Annotated in this window: 13 protein-coding genes; 6 read left to right on the top strand and 7 right to left on the bottom strand. The window is 37.0% G+C overall.

The window, feature by feature from the left end; all coding sequences use genetic code 11:
- Positions 1 to 9: 9 nt before the first annotated feature.
- On the bottom strand, positions 10 to 834 hold the full coding sequence (locus FN817_RS11640; RefSeq protein ID WP_142718060.1) for a CvfB family protein: 825 nt from the start codon (positions 832 to 834) through the stop codon (positions 10 to 12).
- 136 nt (positions 835 to 970) lie between these two features.
- Here FN817_RS11640 and FN817_RS11645 point away from each other — a divergent pair, with 136 nt between their 5' ends.
- Entirely contained in the window at positions 971 to 1417 is a 447-nt protein-coding gene (locus FN817_RS11645; protein ID WP_142718061.1) for a hypothetical protein, read from the top strand.
- A gap of 129 nt (positions 1418 to 1546) precedes the next feature.
- On the opposite strand, the gene lpdA is transcribed toward FN817_RS11645, so the two are convergent.
- The 5 genes from lpdA to recQ all read right to left on the bottom strand — a co-directional run bounded on the left by lpdA (position 1547) and on the right by recQ (position 7416).
- Positions 1547 to 2950 carry a dihydrolipoyl dehydrogenase gene (lpdA, locus tag FN817_RS11650; RefSeq protein ID WP_047374277.1) on the bottom strand — a complete coding sequence of 468 codons (1404 nt, stop codon included), beginning with the start codon at positions 2948 to 2950 and terminating at the stop codon, positions 1547 to 1549.
- 130 nt (positions 2951 to 3080) lie between these two features.
- Entirely contained in the window at positions 3081 to 3467 is a 387-nt protein-coding gene (locus FN817_RS11655; RefSeq protein ID WP_142718062.1) for a cupin domain-containing protein, read from the bottom strand.
- Positions 3468 to 3507: 40 nt separating this feature from the next.
- The gene (locus tag FN817_RS11660) at positions 3508 to 3852 is read right to left on the bottom strand and encodes a hypothetical protein (RefSeq protein ID WP_142718063.1); all 345 of its coding nucleotides are present in this window, start codon (positions 3850 to 3852) and stop codon (positions 3508 to 3510) included.
- 66 nt (positions 3853 to 3918) lie between these two features.
- Entirely contained in the window at positions 3919 to 4998 is a 1080-nt protein-coding gene (locus tag FN817_RS11665; RefSeq protein WP_047425258.1) for a glycosyltransferase, read from the bottom strand.
- A 213-nt stretch (positions 4999 to 5211) separates the two neighbouring features.
- On the bottom strand, positions 5212 to 7416 hold the full coding sequence (recQ, locus tag FN817_RS11670; RefSeq protein ID WP_142718064.1) for a DNA helicase RecQ: 2205 nt from the start codon (positions 7414 to 7416) through the stop codon (positions 5212 to 5214).
- Between the two features lie 158 nt (positions 7417 to 7574).
- Between recQ and FN817_RS11675 the strand changes: the two genes are divergently transcribed.
- The 5 genes from FN817_RS11675 to FN817_RS11695 all read left to right on the top strand — a co-directional run bounded on the left by FN817_RS11675 (position 7575) and on the right by FN817_RS11695 (position 16433).
- Positions 7575 to 8534, top strand: coding sequence for a KpsF/GutQ family sugar-phosphate isomerase (locus FN817_RS11675; RefSeq protein WP_142718065.1), 960 nt, complete (start codon positions 7575 to 7577; stop codon positions 8532 to 8534).
- 123 nt (positions 8535 to 8657) lie between these two features.
- The gene (gene tatC, locus FN817_RS11680; protein ID WP_185114261.1) at positions 8658 to 9485 is read left to right on the top strand and encodes a twin-arginine translocase subunit TatC; all 828 of its coding nucleotides are present in this window, start codon (positions 8658 to 8660) and stop codon (positions 9483 to 9485) included.
- Positions 9486 to 9712: 227 nt separating this feature from the next.
- A complete protein-coding gene (locus FN817_RS11685; RefSeq protein WP_142718066.1) occupies positions 9713 to 12673 on the top strand; it encodes a reprolysin-like metallopeptidase in 2961 nt (986 codons plus the stop codon).
- A 138-nt stretch (positions 12674 to 12811) separates the two neighbouring features.
- On the top strand, positions 12812 to 14443 hold the full coding sequence (locus FN817_RS11690) for a M1 family metallopeptidase (RefSeq protein ID WP_142718067.1): 1632 nt from the start codon (positions 12812 to 12814) through the stop codon (positions 14441 to 14443).
- A 133-nt stretch (positions 14444 to 14576) separates the two neighbouring features.
- On the top strand, positions 14577 to 16433 hold the full coding sequence (locus tag FN817_RS11695) for a M61 family metallopeptidase (protein ID WP_142718068.1): 1857 nt from the start codon (positions 14577 to 14579) through the stop codon (positions 16431 to 16433).
- Between the two features lie 60 nt (positions 16434 to 16493).
- Here FN817_RS11695 and FN817_RS11700 read toward each other — a convergent pair whose 3' ends face one another.
- Positions 16494 to 17660: a sensor histidine kinase gene (locus FN817_RS11700; RefSeq protein ID WP_142718069.1), complete on the bottom strand. Its 1167-nt coding sequence runs from the start codon at positions 17658 to 17660 to the stop codon at positions 16494 to 16496.
- Positions 17661 to 17664 lie beyond the last annotated feature (4 nt).

Consider the following 17664-nt stretch of genomic DNA (forward strand, 5'->3'; position numbering starts at 1 on the left):
TTTTTAATTTTATAATAATTTGATCTTATCATCCAGAATATCGATGATCTTATCTTTATAAAGTCCTCCGATCGCTTTCTTGAAGTTCTTTTTACTCATCTGAAGTTCCTCTTTGATCTCTTCAGGAGAAGATTTGTCGGATACATACAAAAGTCCGTAGTTTTCTTCCAGCCTGTTAATGATCTTCTGTTTGAACTCGTCAATATTTTCAAAACCATCCGGCTGTAGGGAAACATCTATTTTTCCGTCTTCACGAATCATTTTAATATATCCTTTTTCTTTAGACAGCGGATACAGTTTTTTGAAAACATCGGAAGCATATATCAAACCTATGTATTTTTTGTTGATAACCACGTTCCAGCCCAGTTCACTTTCGTTCATCATAAGCAGATCTACTTTATCTCCTTTCTGAAATGGCAGATCATCATACTGTGGGTTTCTTTTGAACTTTGTTGTCCCTGTAATCAGCTCCATATCTTCGTCTACATAAATATAAACCAGATATCTTTTACCTTCGATAATTTTGGTTTTCTGTTGTTTGTAAGGGATAAATAAATCTTTAATAATTCCCCAATCCATAAAAGCACCGCTAGGAAGACTCTGTACGCAGCTCATCACCGCAAATTCGCCTACTTCAGCTAACGGAATTTCAGTAGTTGCCTTTAATTTATCGTCATCCTGGTATACAAAAACCTCAACTTCATCGCCGATTTCTTTTTCATCCTGAATAAAGATTTTAGGCAGAAAAGCTTTTTCTCCGGATTCGTCTACAAGGATCCATCCTGAATTAATTTGTTCTGAAATTGTTAAAGTTTGAGTTTTTCCGAGTTGCATTGATGATAAAATTAGCTGACAAAGGTACGGAAATTTGAAGATGCCAACCTAGTCAATCCCGTTATAATCTTTTGATACCTCATCTTGACCTTTCATAAAGCTTGTAAAACCTGTATATTTGAATAAAAAACGAAACATGAAAAAATATTTCATCCTGCCTCTGCTTCTTCCCGCTATCTTTTTAAAAGCTCAGCTATTGGAGAAAACAGCATTGAATGTTTCTTACCGATATACGGGAAGAAATGTTCTGCAGGCAGGATTAGAATATAGATTCGGAAATAGCTATGATGGATCCATTATCCTGGGCCCTTCTTTACTTTATACCCGCGTTAATGATACTGATAAATTTATTCCGGAGATGAATATCAACCTTCTCCGTGCTGGACTTTTGATTGGAGTATCTGGCAATCCTTATTCATTAGAGCCAAGAATAGGTGTCTCACTATTTAATGCGATATTTCTCAATACCGGATATGCTTTTCCTATCTATAAAGAAAAATATTTTAAAGGAGTAACCTTTGGAATACAGCTCAATATTGCGCCAAAATATTCTAAGTTTTATGACAAAATGAAAATAATGTAAAACCCGTTATTATTTACATTATTAATAGATGAAATTTTAAAAATTTAACTCGATTTTTATACAAAAAAAGGAGAAACCGAATTGATTTCTCCTTTTTATATTTAAATGATTAAATCTTTTAATCATTTATTACATGTGGATTGGTCTTTTCCCTGTAGCATCCAATGCAGCTTCTTTAATTGCTTCTGCATATGTTGGGTGAGCGTGAGAACTTCTTGCGATATCTTCAGCACTTGCACGGAATTCCATAGCAATTACCCCTTCAGCAATAAGGTCAGCAGCTCTTGCTCCGATGATGTGCATTCCTAACACTTCATCTGTTTTTTCGTCTGCAATAATCTTAACAAGACCATCAACATCACCACTTGCACGGCTTCTACCTAATGCTCTCATTGGGAAAGAACCTACTTTGTAAGCTACTCCTTCTTCTTTCAGCTGCTCTTCAGTTTTACCAACTCCTGCAACTTCCGGCCAGGTATAAACAACACCAGGAATCAGGTTATAATTGATGTGAGGTTTTTGTCCGGCTAATGTTTCAGCAACAAAAACTCCTTCTTCTTCAGCCTTGTGAGCAAGCATTGCCCCTTTGATAACGTCACCAATCGCATAGATATTAGCTACGTTAGTTTGCAGGTGGTCGTTTACTTTTACTCTTCCTCTTTCATCAAGTTCTACTCCTGCTTTTTCAAGGCCAAGACCATCTGTATAAGGTTTTCTTCCTACAGATACCAAGCAGTAATCTCCTTCTACCACTACTTCTTCTCCTTTTTTATCTTTAGCGGTAATCTTTACAGTATCTCCGTTTCTTTCAACCGCAGAAACCGCAGTAGAAAGCATAAACTTCATTCCTTGTTTTTTAAGAACTTTAGTCAATTCTTTGCTTAAAGCTCCATCCATTCCAGGGATGATTTTATCCATAAATTCTACAACTGTTACCTGAGCTCCTAATCTTAGGTATACAGAACCCAGTTCCAGACCGATAACACCTCCTCCGATAACTACTAAGTGTTTAGGAATTTCTTTAAGGTTTAAAGCTTCCGTAGAAGTAATCACTCTTTCTTTGTCTAAAGAGATGAAAGGCAGTGCAGATGGTTTAGAACCAGTTGCAATGATTGTATATTTAGATTCGATAGTTTCAGAAGAACCATCGTTTTTTGTCACTTTAATCTGAGTAGCAGATTCGAAGCTTCCTACCCCTTCAAAAACAGTAATTTTGTTTTTGTTCATCAGGTAGCTGATTCCATCTGTATTTTGCTTGATCACTTCGTTTTTACGCTCGATCATTCTTGCAATATCTGCTTGTGGCTCATTGATGATAATTCCGTGACCTGCAAAATTGTGTTTTGCATTTTCGAAATGCTCAGAGCTGTCAAGAAGCGCTTTTGACGGAATACATCCAACGTTAAGACAAGTTCCGCCTAAAGTTGAATATTTTTCAATAATTGCTGTTTTGAAACCTAACTGTGCTGCACGGATAGCAGCAACATAACCACCGGGACCAGAACCTATTACGGTAACATCGAATTGACTCATGTTATTCTATGAATTTGTTTATTATTATCTATCTTAATTCTCACAAATTTACATATAAATTACCAAGCACCAAAGTGAGTTTTATCAATTTTAAAAATGATAATTATATGCTTTAGTTTTATGAAAAATGTTATTTTATGAATTTTATATTTTCCTCATTTCCCTCTTTCAGATAAATGGCTGTAAAGATCAGCGGTTTTTCTGCTGAGGCATTATCAAAATGGAGAATCGTAGTATTTTTAGGTTCATAGAAAGCATCACCTTCACGAAGAAGAACACTTCCCTGACCTTCTATCTGAAAAACAGCTTCACCAGATTTAATGATTCCTACTACAGGACATGGATGCACATGTTTGGGAGCTGCCAGCCCTGCGGCCATTGTTATTTCCTGAATTTCCGCCGATTTAACATTCTGATCAACAGCTGCTTTCAACAACTCTTTTCTGGAAATGGTCTTCTGCTGAGCTATCATTGCAACAGAATTCAGCATTAAAATAACAATTATAAATGGTTTCATCGATTTGGTATTTAATTGTACTGCTTTTCAGTATTAAATATTATACATTCAACTTTCCTTGTCCAATGGTACCTGTACTTTCAAAAAATGAACCTCCATATACATACCATTCAAGGCTTTCCAGATATTCCACTGCATTTTCCGGAGTGATGTGAGGACGGTCTTTTTTCGAAACAATTCCTTTATACCATCTTCCTGATTTAGAATAATGCTCATATTCCACAAAATAATGAATCCATATTCTCTGGCACAATTTGCACTGTTGAATAGAAACTTCTCCATATCTTCCGTTCGTATGATCTATACCTAATTCTGAACTTCTGAATTCAGTATAATTTAAATCAGGTTTTTCACAGGCACATCCTATTTTCGGGATTTTATTCATTACAATCTATTTTATCGCCCCAAATCTATGAAAATAAAACCCCACAAGACAAATAGTAAGGTCTTCCTACTTCATTAGATCCAGCAACACCTTTTCGTATTTATCCAGGATAATATTTTTTGAAAACCTTGATTTAATAGAATTTCTTATAGCATCCCTATTGTAATTATTCTGCAGCACTTTTACAATCTGTTGGGCAAAACCATCGTAGTTTTCAATATTGGCAACTTCTCCGTTTACATTATGCTGGATAATTTCATTAATTCCTCCGGGACAGTTGTTAGCCAGCGAATAAGTTCCGCAGGCACCTGCTTCAAGGAGAACATTCGGGAATCCTTCATATCTTGAAGAAAGCACAAATAAATCTGCATATTTCAGGTATTGGTAGGGATTATCCTGCCTGCCGTGAAAAATCACTTTTTTTAATCCTAAGAGTTCTTTGGTCTGATGTAAGAGCTCCTTATCTTTTCCATCTCCCAGAATATGAAGCATAATGTTTTCATTCTTCAGTCTGGAAAAAACCTTCAACAGGTTATCAAAGCCTTTTCTGGATGATAAGTTACCAATAGCCACTACATTTTTATAATTGTATTTGAAGCATTCGGGTTTTAAAGACAGGGCCATTTTATCTTCAATAAAATCAAAGTCTACAGGATTATTGATCTTGACAATTTTTTTCTTTTTAATATTGAAATTATCAACAAGATCTTTCATCATATCATCACTCTGAGCAATGATTTTCTGATAGTTATTGTAAAAATTATAGAAAAATTTAATCTCCTTACGGGTTACATGCTGGGTCACCACATTAGTTTCCCGGGCGATGAATTTAGTTCTTGGAAAAAGTTTGATAAACAGGGATAAGTAAGCATTTACCTCTCCGAAACCTGAGAAAACAATATCAGGCTTTCTTCTGTAAATTTCTCCTAAAATAGGCTTTAAAGAATGTCTTATTCTTTCGGTATTGATATCGATAATTTCGACATCTTTTTTAAGAAAATTCAAATATCCGCCTTGTTTACGTAACAGCAAAATCTTGGGTTCAAACCGATCTCTGGAGAGATGATTCGCTATAGTAGTAACAATCCTTTCTGCTCCCCCGGTTTCCAAGTCGGGCAGAATAAATATGACAGATATCTTTTTCATCAGTGTAAAGTTACTAAAAAGTTTGGTTATCTTTCAAGAATTGAAAGGATGAAAATTGTTGTTTTGATGCTTATTAACAGAAATTAACTAAGCTTTAAAAGCTGATTGTATAGTGCAGTTTACTACTGGCTTTATTCGATATAAAAATAAAGCAAGCTCTTCTACTGAAAAGCTTGCTTTATTTAATTTATATTCTAAAAATATATTATTTTTTTAATTCGCTACATCACTGATAAATTTAATTCTCAGCATTCTCACTTCTTCATCAGACAATTCATCCCCGAACTCATCCAGCAACACCTTCATGCTGTCACTTTCAGATTCATTCATGAATTCCATAAATCCGTCTACGATGTCTTCATCAAAATTATCTTCAATATAATAGTCGATATTCAGCTTTGTACCCTGGTATACAATTCTTTCCATTTCTTTCAGAAGTTCATCCATAGAAAGGTTTTTGGCTCTTGCAATATCTTCGAGGTCAATCTTTTTATCAGTACTCTGGATAATAAAAACTTTATGGCTTGATTTATTGGCCACCTGCTTCAATACCATATCCTGAGTACGTTCTATATTATTGTCTTCTACATATGTTTTGATATAATCAGCGAATTCTTTACCATACTTTTTAGCTTTTCCTTCGCCTACTCCATAGATTTTGGTAATTTCATCTACTGTAATCGGATACTGAACGGTCATATCCTCCAAACTCGGATCCATAAACACGGTGTAAGGTGGAATTCCATGTTTTTTGGCAACTTTTTTTCTAAGTTCTTTCAACAGATTAAAAAGGTTCTGATCCATACCTCCGCCGGCCTGCTGCTGTACCTGATCACTCTCAGCCTTTGCCTGCGTAAGGTCAAATTCTCTGTCTTCAGCGATCAAGAATATGTCTTTAGAAGTACCATTCAGGACGGTTTTTCCTTTTTCTGTAATCTTTAAAACACCGTAAGTTTCAATATCTTTTTGTAAAAAATTCTGAACAGTTGCCTGTCTCAGGATTGTTTTCCAGTAATTATCTTTTTCTTCTTTTCCAAAGCCAAAATGAGAGCTTTGCTCAAGCTTATAAGATTTTGTCACTGCATTTTCTTTCCCCACGATAACGGAAATCAGATCTTTAGACTTAAATTTTTCTCCTGTATCATTAATGAGTTCCAACGTTTTTCTTAAGTCTTCAGTCGCATCCTTTACTTTTGGAGGATTGGATGAGTTGTCACACATATTGGCACCGTCTCCATTTACAGGATCGAAACTTTCTCCAAAATAATACAGGATATATTGTCTTCTGCTCATTGAAGTCTCAGCATAACCTACCACTTCATTTAAAAGCTGCAATCCGATTTCTCTTTCTGAAACGGGTTTTTGAGCCAGGAATTTTTCCAGTTTTTCAATATCTTTAGGATCATAGAATGCAAGACAATGGCCTTCTCCTCCATCTCTTCCTGCTCTTCCTGTTTCCTGATAATAGCTTTCCAATGATTTTGGAAAGTCATAGTGAATCACAAAACGTACATCCGGCTTATCAATTCCCATCCCAAAGGCAATGGTTGCAACAATCACATCCACTTCTTCCATCAGGAATTTATCCTGGTTGGCCACTCTCACCTTCTGGTCAAGACCTGCGTGGTAAGGAAGTGCATTGATTCCGTTTACCTGCAGAAGCTGGGCAAATTCTTCAACTTTTCTTCGGCTCAGGCAGTATACAATTCCTGATTTTCCTTTATGCTGATTGATAAACTTAACGATTTCCTTATCTATATTGACTTTAGGACATACTTCATAATATAGATTAGGACGGTTGAAACTTTCTTTGAACACCAAAGCATTAGTCATTCCTAAAGTTTTCTGGATATCATCCTGAACCTTAGGAGTAGCAGTAGCCGTTAAAGCAATCACCGGTACATTGGCGATTCTGTCTATAATCTGTTTCAGATTCCTGTATTCCGGTCTGAAATCATGTCCCCACTCTGAGATACAGTGGGCTTCGTCGATAGCAAAGAAAGAAATTTTCACATCTTTCAAAAAATCCAGGTAATCATCTTTTATTAATGATTCAGGAGCTACATACAGAAGTTTGGTTTTGCCGTTTTTTATATCGTCAAAAACCTGCTTGGTCTGCGTTTTGTTTAATGAGGAATTTAATACATGCGCTACCCCATCCTCAGATGAAAGGCCGTTCACTGCATCTACCTGATTCTTCATCAACGCTATCAAGGGCGAAACGACAATTGCCGTACCTTCCGAAATAAGTGCCGGAAGCTGATAACATAATGATTTTCCACCACCTGTAGGCATTAAAACAAATATATCCTTCCCATTCAATAGGTTGTCTATGATTTGTTCCTGCTGGCCCTTAAATGTAGAAAACCCAAAATACTTTTTCAATTCGCCTGATAAATTGGCTTTTTTTGCGCTCATCTAATTTTCTATTGCTAAATTTGCATCACACCCAAAGTTATAAAAATTTCGCTTAAAATAAAAGCGAACGAATTTATAAAAAATAAAACTTATATTAAATATTCTTTTTAAAATATAACGTTTTTAAAGAACTTTTTTGTATACCTTATCGTCATAAAATGGATAGAACCAACATTATATCAATTGCAAAAACCACTTTAGAAATAGAGATTTCTGAACTCGAAAAATTAAAAAACAGGATTGATGACCAATTTGCGCAGGCAGTAGAGATCATCAACTCGGCAAAAGGAAAGCTTATTGTCGTAGGAATTGGGAAATCAGCCCATGTAGGAAATAAAATTGTAGCTACTTTAAACTCAACGGGAACTCCTTCACAGTTCCTGCATGCTTCAGAGGCTATCCATGGAGATCTGGGAGTCATTCAGAAGCAGGATGTTGTTTTATGCATATCCAATTCCGGAAATTCTCCTGAAATTGCCAACCTTGTTCCTTATTTAAAAGACTATTCTTCAGCTTTAATCGGGATGACAGGAAATAAAAAGAGTAAACTGGCTGAGTTTTCTGAAGTTATTTTAGATACTCACGTTGATGTAGAAGCCTGTCCAAATAAACTGGCTCCTACCAGTTCTACCACAATCCAGATGGCACTGGGAGATGCGTTGGCGGTTGCTTTAATGGAGCTGAATGATTTCAAAGCTAATGATTTTGCCAAATTCCATCCGGGAGGAAGTTTAGGAAAAAACCTGACGTCAAAAGTGGAACAGTTTCTTTCTTCTCAAAAGCCTCAGGTTGCAGAAGATTCATCCATAAGAGATGTCATTATTTCGATCAGTGCATCAAGCCACGGTATTACAGTGGTCACTAACTCGGATCAGATCATTGGTGTCATCACAGACGGAGATTTGAGAAGGATGCTGATGAAAGGAGAAGATATCAGCAAGGTATTGGCTAAAGATATTATGTCTTCCCATCCAAGAACTATTGAGAAGGATGCGTTGGCCAAAGAAGCCATGAAAACGCTGAAAGAAAACAATATCGGCCAGCTTATTGTAACGGAAAACGGAAAGTATTTCGGGATTATAGATCTGCATAAACTGCTGGACGAGGGAATTAATTAGAAGATAGAAACTCAGAGGTTAGAAAAAGATATTTTACAGATTAAAAGTAAAATTTAACTAATAACCTTCAGACTATTACTTCTGTCATTTTTTTTATAAATTTGCGCTTTAAAATTTTATTCTGTGAGTGATAGTAAAGACATGTCCTTTCTTGGGCATATAGGAGAATTAAGAGGGCATCTGATCCGTTCGATTATTGCTATCATAATTGCGGCATTTGTCGTTGGTTTCAATATCAACTGGATTATGGACCATATCTTTTTTGGGCCTACCCGAAATGATTTCCCAACCTTTAGAATTGTCAATCATTTTTCAAGAATGATTTTGGGGGAAGACAGTATTCATCTTCCAAAAGATTTCCCTGTTCGCGTACAGAGATTGTATCAGCAGTTCAATGTAATGATGGCTGTTTCTATTTTTGGAGGAATGGTAGCGGCATTTCCTTATATTGTATGGGAATTGTGGCGTTTTATCGGACCCGCTTTACATCCGAAAGAGAGAAAGAATTCTATTTATATTATTAATGCAGTATGGATGCTTTTCATGACCGGAGTATTATGCGGTTATTTTTTAATCCTTCCGTTTGCCGTTAATTTTGGGGTTATTTTTAAAATTTCAGACATTATTGTTCCGCTGTATGACTTAAGTGATTATACCACTTTATTTTTACAGGTCGTGTTGGGTATGGGCGTTATTTTCCTTTTCCCTATTCTGATCTATTTCCTTACCAGCATCGGAATTCTTACGCCTACGTTCATGAAAACTTACCGCCGCCACGCTATAGTTTTGATTATGGTGGTAGCTGCAATCATTACACCCGCAGATGTTTTGAGCATGATAATGGCTGCCTTACCATTGCTGGTTCTATATGAATTCAGTATTATCATGTGTACCTATACTTATAAGAAAGTACAGAAAAGCAACGGAAACCTTCCGGCAGTACAGAAATAAACGTATTTTTTACTAATAAAAACCTAAGCGCTACTATTCACCCGAATGGTAGCGCTTATTTTATATAAAAATATTAACCTTAATTATACTTATTCTTAATTTAATTTAAAACAACAATAATATTTAACTAATAATATAAAGTTGGGGATAATTAACACCGTATTATCAATAATTTTTTAAAAAAAATACACTATCTTTAAAAAATTCAATTACAATCCATAAAAAATATGAAAAAGAAAATTATTTTTGTGTGCGCATTAGCTTTAAGCCTAAGCGGGTTACAGGCACAACGATGGGAGCCGGTCTCGGAAAAAATTACACCGGTAAGAAAAGAAGTCAAGGTAGAATATGCCTATAAGTTTGATCTTTCGGCATTGAGAGAACAGCTTAAGAATGCTCCTGAAGCAGGAAAGGGAGGAAATCCTGTTACCGTTTCTATTCCAACAGCAGATGGAAGAATTGAGAGATTTTCAGTGTACAGCTCACCTGTAGTAGAAAAGTCTATGGCAGACAGATATGAATTGGGAGCCTATTCCGGTATCGGATTGGATAATCCTCATAAACAAATCCGGTTCAGCACTGCACCCAACGACTTCCAATCTATGACATTCGACTCTGATACAGGGAAATACGAATTCATAGAGCCTATCAACAAAGAAAAAGATGTATTCGGAGTTTTTTTCAAATCCAACAAATCACATGAAGATCCTTTTGAATGCAGAACTGCTGAGCCTGAGAAGGCAAAGAAAGAAATGAATAAGCTTCTTAAATCAAAAAATGTCTTAAACGGGCTCGGTAACGTTAATAAAAGTAATGAACAAAAATACAGAACCTATAGAATCGCCATCTCCGTAAACGGTGAATACACACAACTTGCCGGAGGTGTTCCTGGAGCCGCAGCCCGTATTAATGCTACAATGAACCGTGTAAATGGTGTTTTTGAAAAAGACTTTGGAATCCATATGATTGTACAGGATCTTCCACAGCTTATATTCGCAGATCCTGCTACGGACCCTTATTCTAATGTAATCGTAAATCCTAATGGTAGCTACAGTGCTCCGGGTGCATGGAATCTGCAACTTCAGCAAACTCTTTCCAATACCGCTGGTGTAGGTAACGCTGCATATGATATAGGACATTTCTTTGGCCACAGAGGTGGCGGAGGAAGTGCCGGAGATGTAGGAAATGTCTGCAGAAATCCTGCAAGCAATAATGATGCAACTTCTAAAGGTGCGGGAATCACGTCACCGTCTACTCCGGATCAGCCTTTCGGAGATAATTATGATATAGATTTTGTAGCTCATGAAATCGGTCACCAGTTCGGTGCTGCGCACACAATGTCTATTGCTTTGCACGGTGCCCAAATGGAGCCGGGATCTGGATCTACTATTATGGGATATGCCGGTATTACCAACTATAATGTTCAGATGCATTCTGACGCTTATTTTCATACTAAAAATATTGAAGAAGTAGGAGCATATGTGAATGGTCAGGATTGTGGTATTATTACACCAGTAGCCAATACACCTCCTTCGATACAGCCATTGGCTAATAAAATGATTCCTAAAGGAACTGCTTTTGTACTGACAGCTTCTGCTGCAGATGCGCAAAATGATCCAATGACTTACACATGGGAACAGTATGATCTGGCTACTTCGACTTTTGGACCAGTAAATGCAACCAGAAATAATGGTGCGAATTTCAGATCTCTAATGCCTACAAACTCCCCTACCCGTTATTTCCCTAAACTGGCCAATGTTCTTAATGGTACGCTTACCAGCGCTGTAGATTGGGAAACAGTATCCAACATACCAAGAACTATGAATTTCAAGGTAACGGTAAGAGATAACAACCCGAATGCTGCACAACAACAAACCCAAAGCAGTCTGATGAAAGTGGATATAGGAAATGAAGGACCTTTCAAAGTAACTTCAACTACGGTTTACAATAATACTCCGGGTGCTGTTACGTGGGATGTGGTAAACACTAATAATGCGCCGTATAATGTACAGAACGTTAAATTAGACTATACTACAGACAATGGAACGACGTGGACGGTAATTACTCCTTCTACACCTAATGACGGGGCCGAGCCGTTTTCGTTCTCCTCTCTGGCAACGGGTGCCAGCCTAAAAATAAGAGTAAGCGCCATTGATAATGTATTCTACGCAGTTGGAAATGCCACAGTTTCTGCATCGGCAAGTGCCTGTACAACATCTGCTCCGGCAGGAATTACCGTAACGGGTATTACAAGAACTTCAGCATCTGTAACCTGGACAGCATTAGTAGGAGCAACATATTCTGTAATGTACAGAAAAGTAGGAACGGCAACATGGACTACGGTTCCTGTTTCAACAAACTCTTATAACATTTCAGGACTTACAGAAGCAACTCAATATGAAGTTCAGATCGCCAATGTGTGCGGATCTTCCGTTGGTTCTTATTCTGCTTCAACGAATTTCACAACGGCCTCATTTACTAAATGTTCAATAACCGGAACAAATGCAGCTGACGAGTATATTTCCAATGTGACGGTAACGCCTTCGGGAATGAATCCAGTTTCAAATAGCAGTGCTAATACACCATACACAGACTACACTACGGATCCTACAAAACTGATCACCCTTATGGCAGGATCTTCGGGCAACAATGTAAGTATCACCAAAGCATGGACAGGTTCACAATATAATGACGGGGTTACAGCGTGGATAGACTTCAACAAAGACGGAGTCTTCTCTTCATCTGAAGTAATCTACACCAGCGCACCTAGCATAGCAACTCCTGTTTCAGGTTCATTCTCAGTACCTGCAGATGCTTATACCGGAGGAAACGTGATCATGAGAGTGGTATTGGGATATGAAAGCCAGCCAAGCAGCGGATGCAGCAACCAGCAATATGGTGAGGTAGAGGATTATCCGGTACTTATCCAGCAGCAGCTTTCTACCAGTGAGACCGTAAAAGATAAGAGCTCAATTCAGATCTACCCTAACCCGGCAAGTGAAGTATTAAATGTAACTCAGATTTCATCTAAAGCTCAGTTTATCATTACCAATATGGCAGGTCAGAAAGTAATGAACGGCCAGATTAATGATAATAAAATCCAGGTTTCAAAGTTAAGCACTGGAGCTTATATTATTTCAATTGAAGATAAAGGAACCACTACAAACCTTAAATTCATCAAAAAATAAAAAATCTAATAATTTTTTACAGCCCGGCATTGACCGGGCTTTTTTTATGCCTTGCCAAAATCTGTATTTTATTGCATTTCTGGTATGTGCTATTGATTTAATTTTATACTTTTGAAAAGATTATTAATAAAAGTTTAAATGAAAAAGTTGTCATATACCCTGTTATTTGCCTCAGGACTCGTTTTCGGACAGTTCTTTGAAAAAGGTAAGGTTTTCACCAAACAGGATACTTTAAAGGGCTCCAATACTGAATTCAGGAATTTTTGGGACGTCAAAAAATATGATCTTTCCGTAGAACCGGATTTTGAGCAGAAAAGCATTAAAGGAAATAATATAATCAGCTTTGAGATTATAAAAGATATTACCAACCCTGTTTTCCAGATCGATCTTCAACAGCCGATGAAAGCTGATAAAGTGGAAGGAAGCTTTCCTATTGCCAATTATAAGCAGGGCGGAGACTTCATTTTCATTACTACGAATAAAAAATTCAAAAAAGGCGAAAAATATACCATCAATGTTACATATTCCGGAAAACCTACCATTGCTAAAAATGCGCCATGGGATGGCGGATGGGTTTTCACTAAGGATGAAAAAGGAAATCCATGGATGACTGCTGCTGATGAGGGAATAGGAGCTTCCATATGGCTTCCTACCAAAGATATCTGGAGCGATGAACCTGATAACGGGGTTATTATGAAAATTGTCACTCCTAATGATCTGGTAGGTGTAGGAAATGGCAGACTAACTGATAAAAAAACAACCGGCAGTAAAACTACTTATACCTGGGAGGTTAAAAACCCTATCAACGCCTACTCTATTATACCGAGTATAGGAAAATATGTAAATTTTAAAGATGTATTTGAGGGTGAAAAAGGAAAGCTGGACCTTGATTATTGGGTTATTGACTATAATCTGGACAAGGCAAAAAAACAGTTTCAACAGGTAAAACCTATGCTCTCGGCGTTTGAATACTGGTTTGGTCCCTATCCGTTTTATGAAGATTCATACAAACTTGTAGAGTCTCCCCACCTTGGTATGGAACATCAGAGTAATGTAGCGTATGGAAACAAATATCAGAACGGATATCTGGGAAGAGATCTTTCAGGGACAGGTGTTGGATTAAAATGGGATTTCATTATTATTCATGAAAGCGGCCATGAATGGTTCGCCAATAATATTACAGCAAAAGACCAGGCTGATATGTGGATCCATGAAAGTTTCACCAACTACTCCGAGACCCTTTTCACGGAAAAATATATGGACAAAAAATCTTCTGAAATCTATGTTCAGGGGATCAGGAAATTGATAGACAATGACGTTCCTATTATCGGCCAATACGGAGTAAGAAATGAAGGCAGCGGAGATATGTATCCGAAAGGCGCCAACATGATTCATACGATAAGACAGGTGATAAACAATGATGAAAAGTTCAGACAGATTTTAAGAGGTTTGAATAAAGATTTTTATCATCAGACAGTTACCACCCAGCAGATTGAAAATTATATTTCATCAAAATCCGGCATTGATTTCTCAACCGTTTTTGACCAGTACCTGAGAACGATAAAAATACCCACTCTTGAATACACTCAAAATGGAGATACTTTAAAGTTCCGTTATACAGATGTAGTAAAAAATCTGAAATTACCTATAATCATCAATGGTGATCAGACTATCAATCCTACGGAAGAATGGCAGACTGTAAACCTTAAAAAGAATGGTCCGGTTGAATTAAATCCCAATTATTATATCAATTATTACAATAATAAATAAAGGAAAAAGGCGAATTTGCAAACAGCAGATTTGCCTTTTCACTTTTTACATTAAAAACTTTAAGAAAAGTTTAATACTTCTTTCGTAACAAAATGACAAAAAGAGCAACTATTTAACTATTAATGTAAATCTAATGAGAAAAACAGTACTTAGTCTCGGTATTTTCGCTTCTTTTTTAGCAAATGCTCAGTCTATAAAAACAACCATTGATCTTGTCAATGTAAAAGATGATAAAGTAGCCGTTACCATGGAATTTCCGAAAATGAAATCCGGGGATATTAAATTCCATTTCCCAAAAACGGTTCCGGGTACTTATTCTGTAGATGACTATGGAAGATTCATCGAAGGAATCAAATTTTACGATAATAAAGGAAAAGAACTTACTTTCACTAAAGTAAATGATAATACCTATTCATTAAAAAATGCGCAGGGTCTTTCCAAAATCTCTTATCTTGTGAATGACAGTTTTGATGATGAATTAGATACATCAAAGCATAAAGCAGTATTTTCTCCGTCAGGAACAGATATTGAAGCGGGCAAGGTATATATGATTAATACTCACGGATTTATCGGATATATTGATAATATGCAGGATGTTCCTTATCAGCTGATTATTCAGAAACCAACAGATTTCTACGGAACAACAGCATTGGTAGATCAGGACAAATCTGATGCTACAGATACCTACACCCTTGCGAACTATGCTAAGGTAACAGATTCTCCGCTTATGTATACAAAACCGGATTATATCACCTTCAATGCAGGAGGAATGGATCTGGTGCTGGGAGTATATTCTCCAACAGGAAAATACAAAGCTGCCGATTTCAAAGAAAATCTGGAAAAAATGGTGGTTGCTCAGAAGAAATTCCTGGGTGATATGAATACCAATAAAAAGTATGCAATCATGCTTTATCTTTCAGGAGGTGACGGACCTAGTGTGAAAGGTTTCGGAGCACTGGAACACCACGAATCTACCAGTGTGGTTCTTCCGGAAGCAATGCCGAAAGATGCTATTGACAATACCATTACAGATGTGGTTTCCCACGAGTTTTTCCATACTGTAAATCCTCTTAAAACCCATTCTGAAGAGATTCACTATTTCGATTATGCAGACCCGAAAATGTCTCAGCATCTATGGATGTATGAAGGTGGAACGGAATATTTTGCCAACTTATTCCAGATCCAGGAAGGTTTAATCAATAAAGATCAGTTCCTTAAAAGAATTGGTGAGAAGATTGCCAACTCCAAGAGTTATGATGATACGATGCCATTTACTGTAATGAGTAAAAATGTATTGGTAGAGCCTTACAAAGATCAGTACAGAAATGTGTATGAAAAAGGAGCTCTTCTTGCCATGTGTCTTGATATTGAGCTTAGAAAACTTTCCAACGGAGAGATGGGATATCGTGATATGATCAGAAAACTGTCTCAAAGATTTGGAGAAAACAAGCCTTTCAAAGATGATAAGCTGATTGACGAACTGGTAACAGTAACCGGATATCCTCAGGTAAAAGATTTCTACAATAAATATATTGCAGGAAACCAGCCGACTCCTTATGCAGAATATCTGAAAATGGTAGGGATAGACATCCAAAAGCAGGAAAGCCATCCACTTTTCTGGTTTATCAAAGACCCGAACCAAACAGGTTTTGATGAAAAGACCAATGCTTTTGCTTTTGATGATCATTCTGCCTTGTCTCCGTTTGCGAAAAGTATCGGATTTAAAATCACAGACCAGGTACTTGCATTGGATGGAAAAACGGTAGACATCAAAAAAGTACAGGACTTTATAGGTTATACCAGAACCATCAAAGACGGACAGGATGTTACGGTAACTATTTTAAGGGATAATGCCGGTAAGAAAGAAAAAATGACCCTGAAAGGAAAGGCTATTCTGGATAAAATGACTATGGAAACTCCTACATTCAAGGCGAATCCGACTCCGGAAGAACTGAAACTACAGACCCAGTGGCTTACTGGTAAAAAATAATAAGAAAAGCGGGGAAGTTTCCCCGTTTTTTATTTTAAATACTATTTCAGTTGATACCTTTTATTCTTTCCTGATTGTTATTCTAAAAGTACTTCCCTTCCCTACTTCAGTCTGGGAGATCTTGATATCTCCGTTATGGTATTCATGAATTACTCTTCTTGCCAATGACAATCCCAATCCCCAGCCTCTTTTTTTAGTAGAATATCCTGGATTGAAAGCATTTCTCGCCTGCTGTTTTGTCATTCCGCTTCCATTGTCTTTTACTTCGATAAGAATATTTTTATTTCTTTCAAAAATGGACATTGTAATAGCTCCTTCCCCTTTCATGGCATCTACAGCATTTTTCACCAGATTTTCAATCACCCAGCTCATCAGAATTTTATTGTGAGGGACCAATACGGTATAGGTAGGAAGATTCAATGTAAAATTGATTTTTTTGGAAATTCTGGTTTTCAGATAATCATAATTCTCCTGGATTGTTTCATTGAAATTCCTGTCATTCAGTTCAGGAACAGAACCTATTTTTGAGAATCGTTCTGAGATCGTTCTGAGTCTTTCAATGTCTTTTTCGATCTCGTGTACTCCTTCCGATTCAGGATTATCCAGCTTCATAATTTCCATCCATCCAATCATGGAAGATAAAGGGGTACCGATCTGATGAGCCGTTTCTTTAGCCAGACCTGCCCAGAGATAACCTTCATCCGTCTTTTTGATCGTCCTGAAAAACCAGAATGAAAAACCGAAATACAACAGAATAAACAGTCCCAAAATATAAGGCGAATACCTAAGATTATTAAGCATACGCGAGTTGTCATAGTACACAAACTGATTATTTCCATCCGGCACCTTGATCTCAATAGGATCATAATTCTTCTCCATATTCCGGATCAGGTCCTGAAGCTTCTCAGGATTCTTTATGGTAGCTTCAGGGATATTTCTGTAATATCCGAGATCAAGAATTGGATTTTTGTACTTATCGGTTACAATAAACGGAATGGTATTGTTGATATTAAGGATATCCGGCAGCAGATCCAGAACATCCGTATCCGGAGTCTTTACTTCCTGCTGTATTCTTATTGCTTTGGAAAGAAGACTGATCCTTTTGATCTCCTCTTTTCTGAGAAAATTAATAAGCGATGTTGAAGCCACTACAATAGCAATCACCAAAGTAGTCATGACAACAAAAATGATCCAGTTATTCAGTCTGGTAAGTATGGATTTTCTCAAAGTT

The sequence above is a fragment of the Chryseobacterium rhizoplanae genome (assembly GCF_900182655.1).
GTDB lineage: Bacteria > Bacteroidota > Bacteroidia > Flavobacteriales > Weeksellaceae > Chryseobacterium > Chryseobacterium rhizoplanae.

Coding starts and splice junctions, on each gene's coding strand:
- FN817_RS11665 (WP_047425258.1), bottom strand. CDS start 4,998: ATGAAAAAGATATCTGTCATATTTATTCTGCCCGACTTGGAAACCGGG.
- FN817_RS11675 (WP_142718065.1), top strand. CDS start 7,575: ATGGATAGAACCAACATTATATCAATTGCAAAAACCACTTTAGAAATA.
- FN817_RS11695 (WP_142718068.1), top strand. CDS start 14,577: ATGAGAAAAACAGTACTTAGTCTCGGTATTTTCGCTTCTTTTTTAGCA.
- FN817_RS11640 (WP_142718060.1), bottom strand. CDS start 834: ATGCAACTCGGAAAAACTCAAACTTTAACAATTTCAGAACAAATTAAT.
- FN817_RS11685 (WP_142718066.1), top strand. CDS start 9,713: ATGAAAAAGAAAATTATTTTTGTGTGCGCATTAGCTTTAAGCCTAAGC.
- FN817_RS11660 (WP_142718063.1), bottom strand. CDS start 3,852: ATGAATAAAATCCCGAAAATAGGATGTGCCTGTGAAAAACCTGATTTA.
- FN817_RS11690 (WP_142718067.1), top strand. CDS start 12,812: ATGAAAAAGTTGTCATATACCCTGTTATTTGCCTCAGGACTCGTTTTC.
- recQ (WP_142718064.1), bottom strand. CDS start 7,416: ATGAGCGCAAAAAAAGCCAATTTATCAGGCGAATTGAAAAAGTATTTT.
- lpdA (WP_047374277.1), bottom strand. CDS start 2,950: ATGAGTCAATTCGATGTTACCGTAATAGGTTCTGGTCCCGGTGGTTAT.
- FN817_RS11645 (WP_142718061.1), top strand. CDS start 971: ATGAAAAAATATTTCATCCTGCCTCTGCTTCTTCCCGCTATCTTTTTA.
- FN817_RS11655 (WP_142718062.1), bottom strand. CDS start 3,467: ATGAAACCATTTATAATTGTTATTTTAATGCTGAATTCTGTTGCAATG.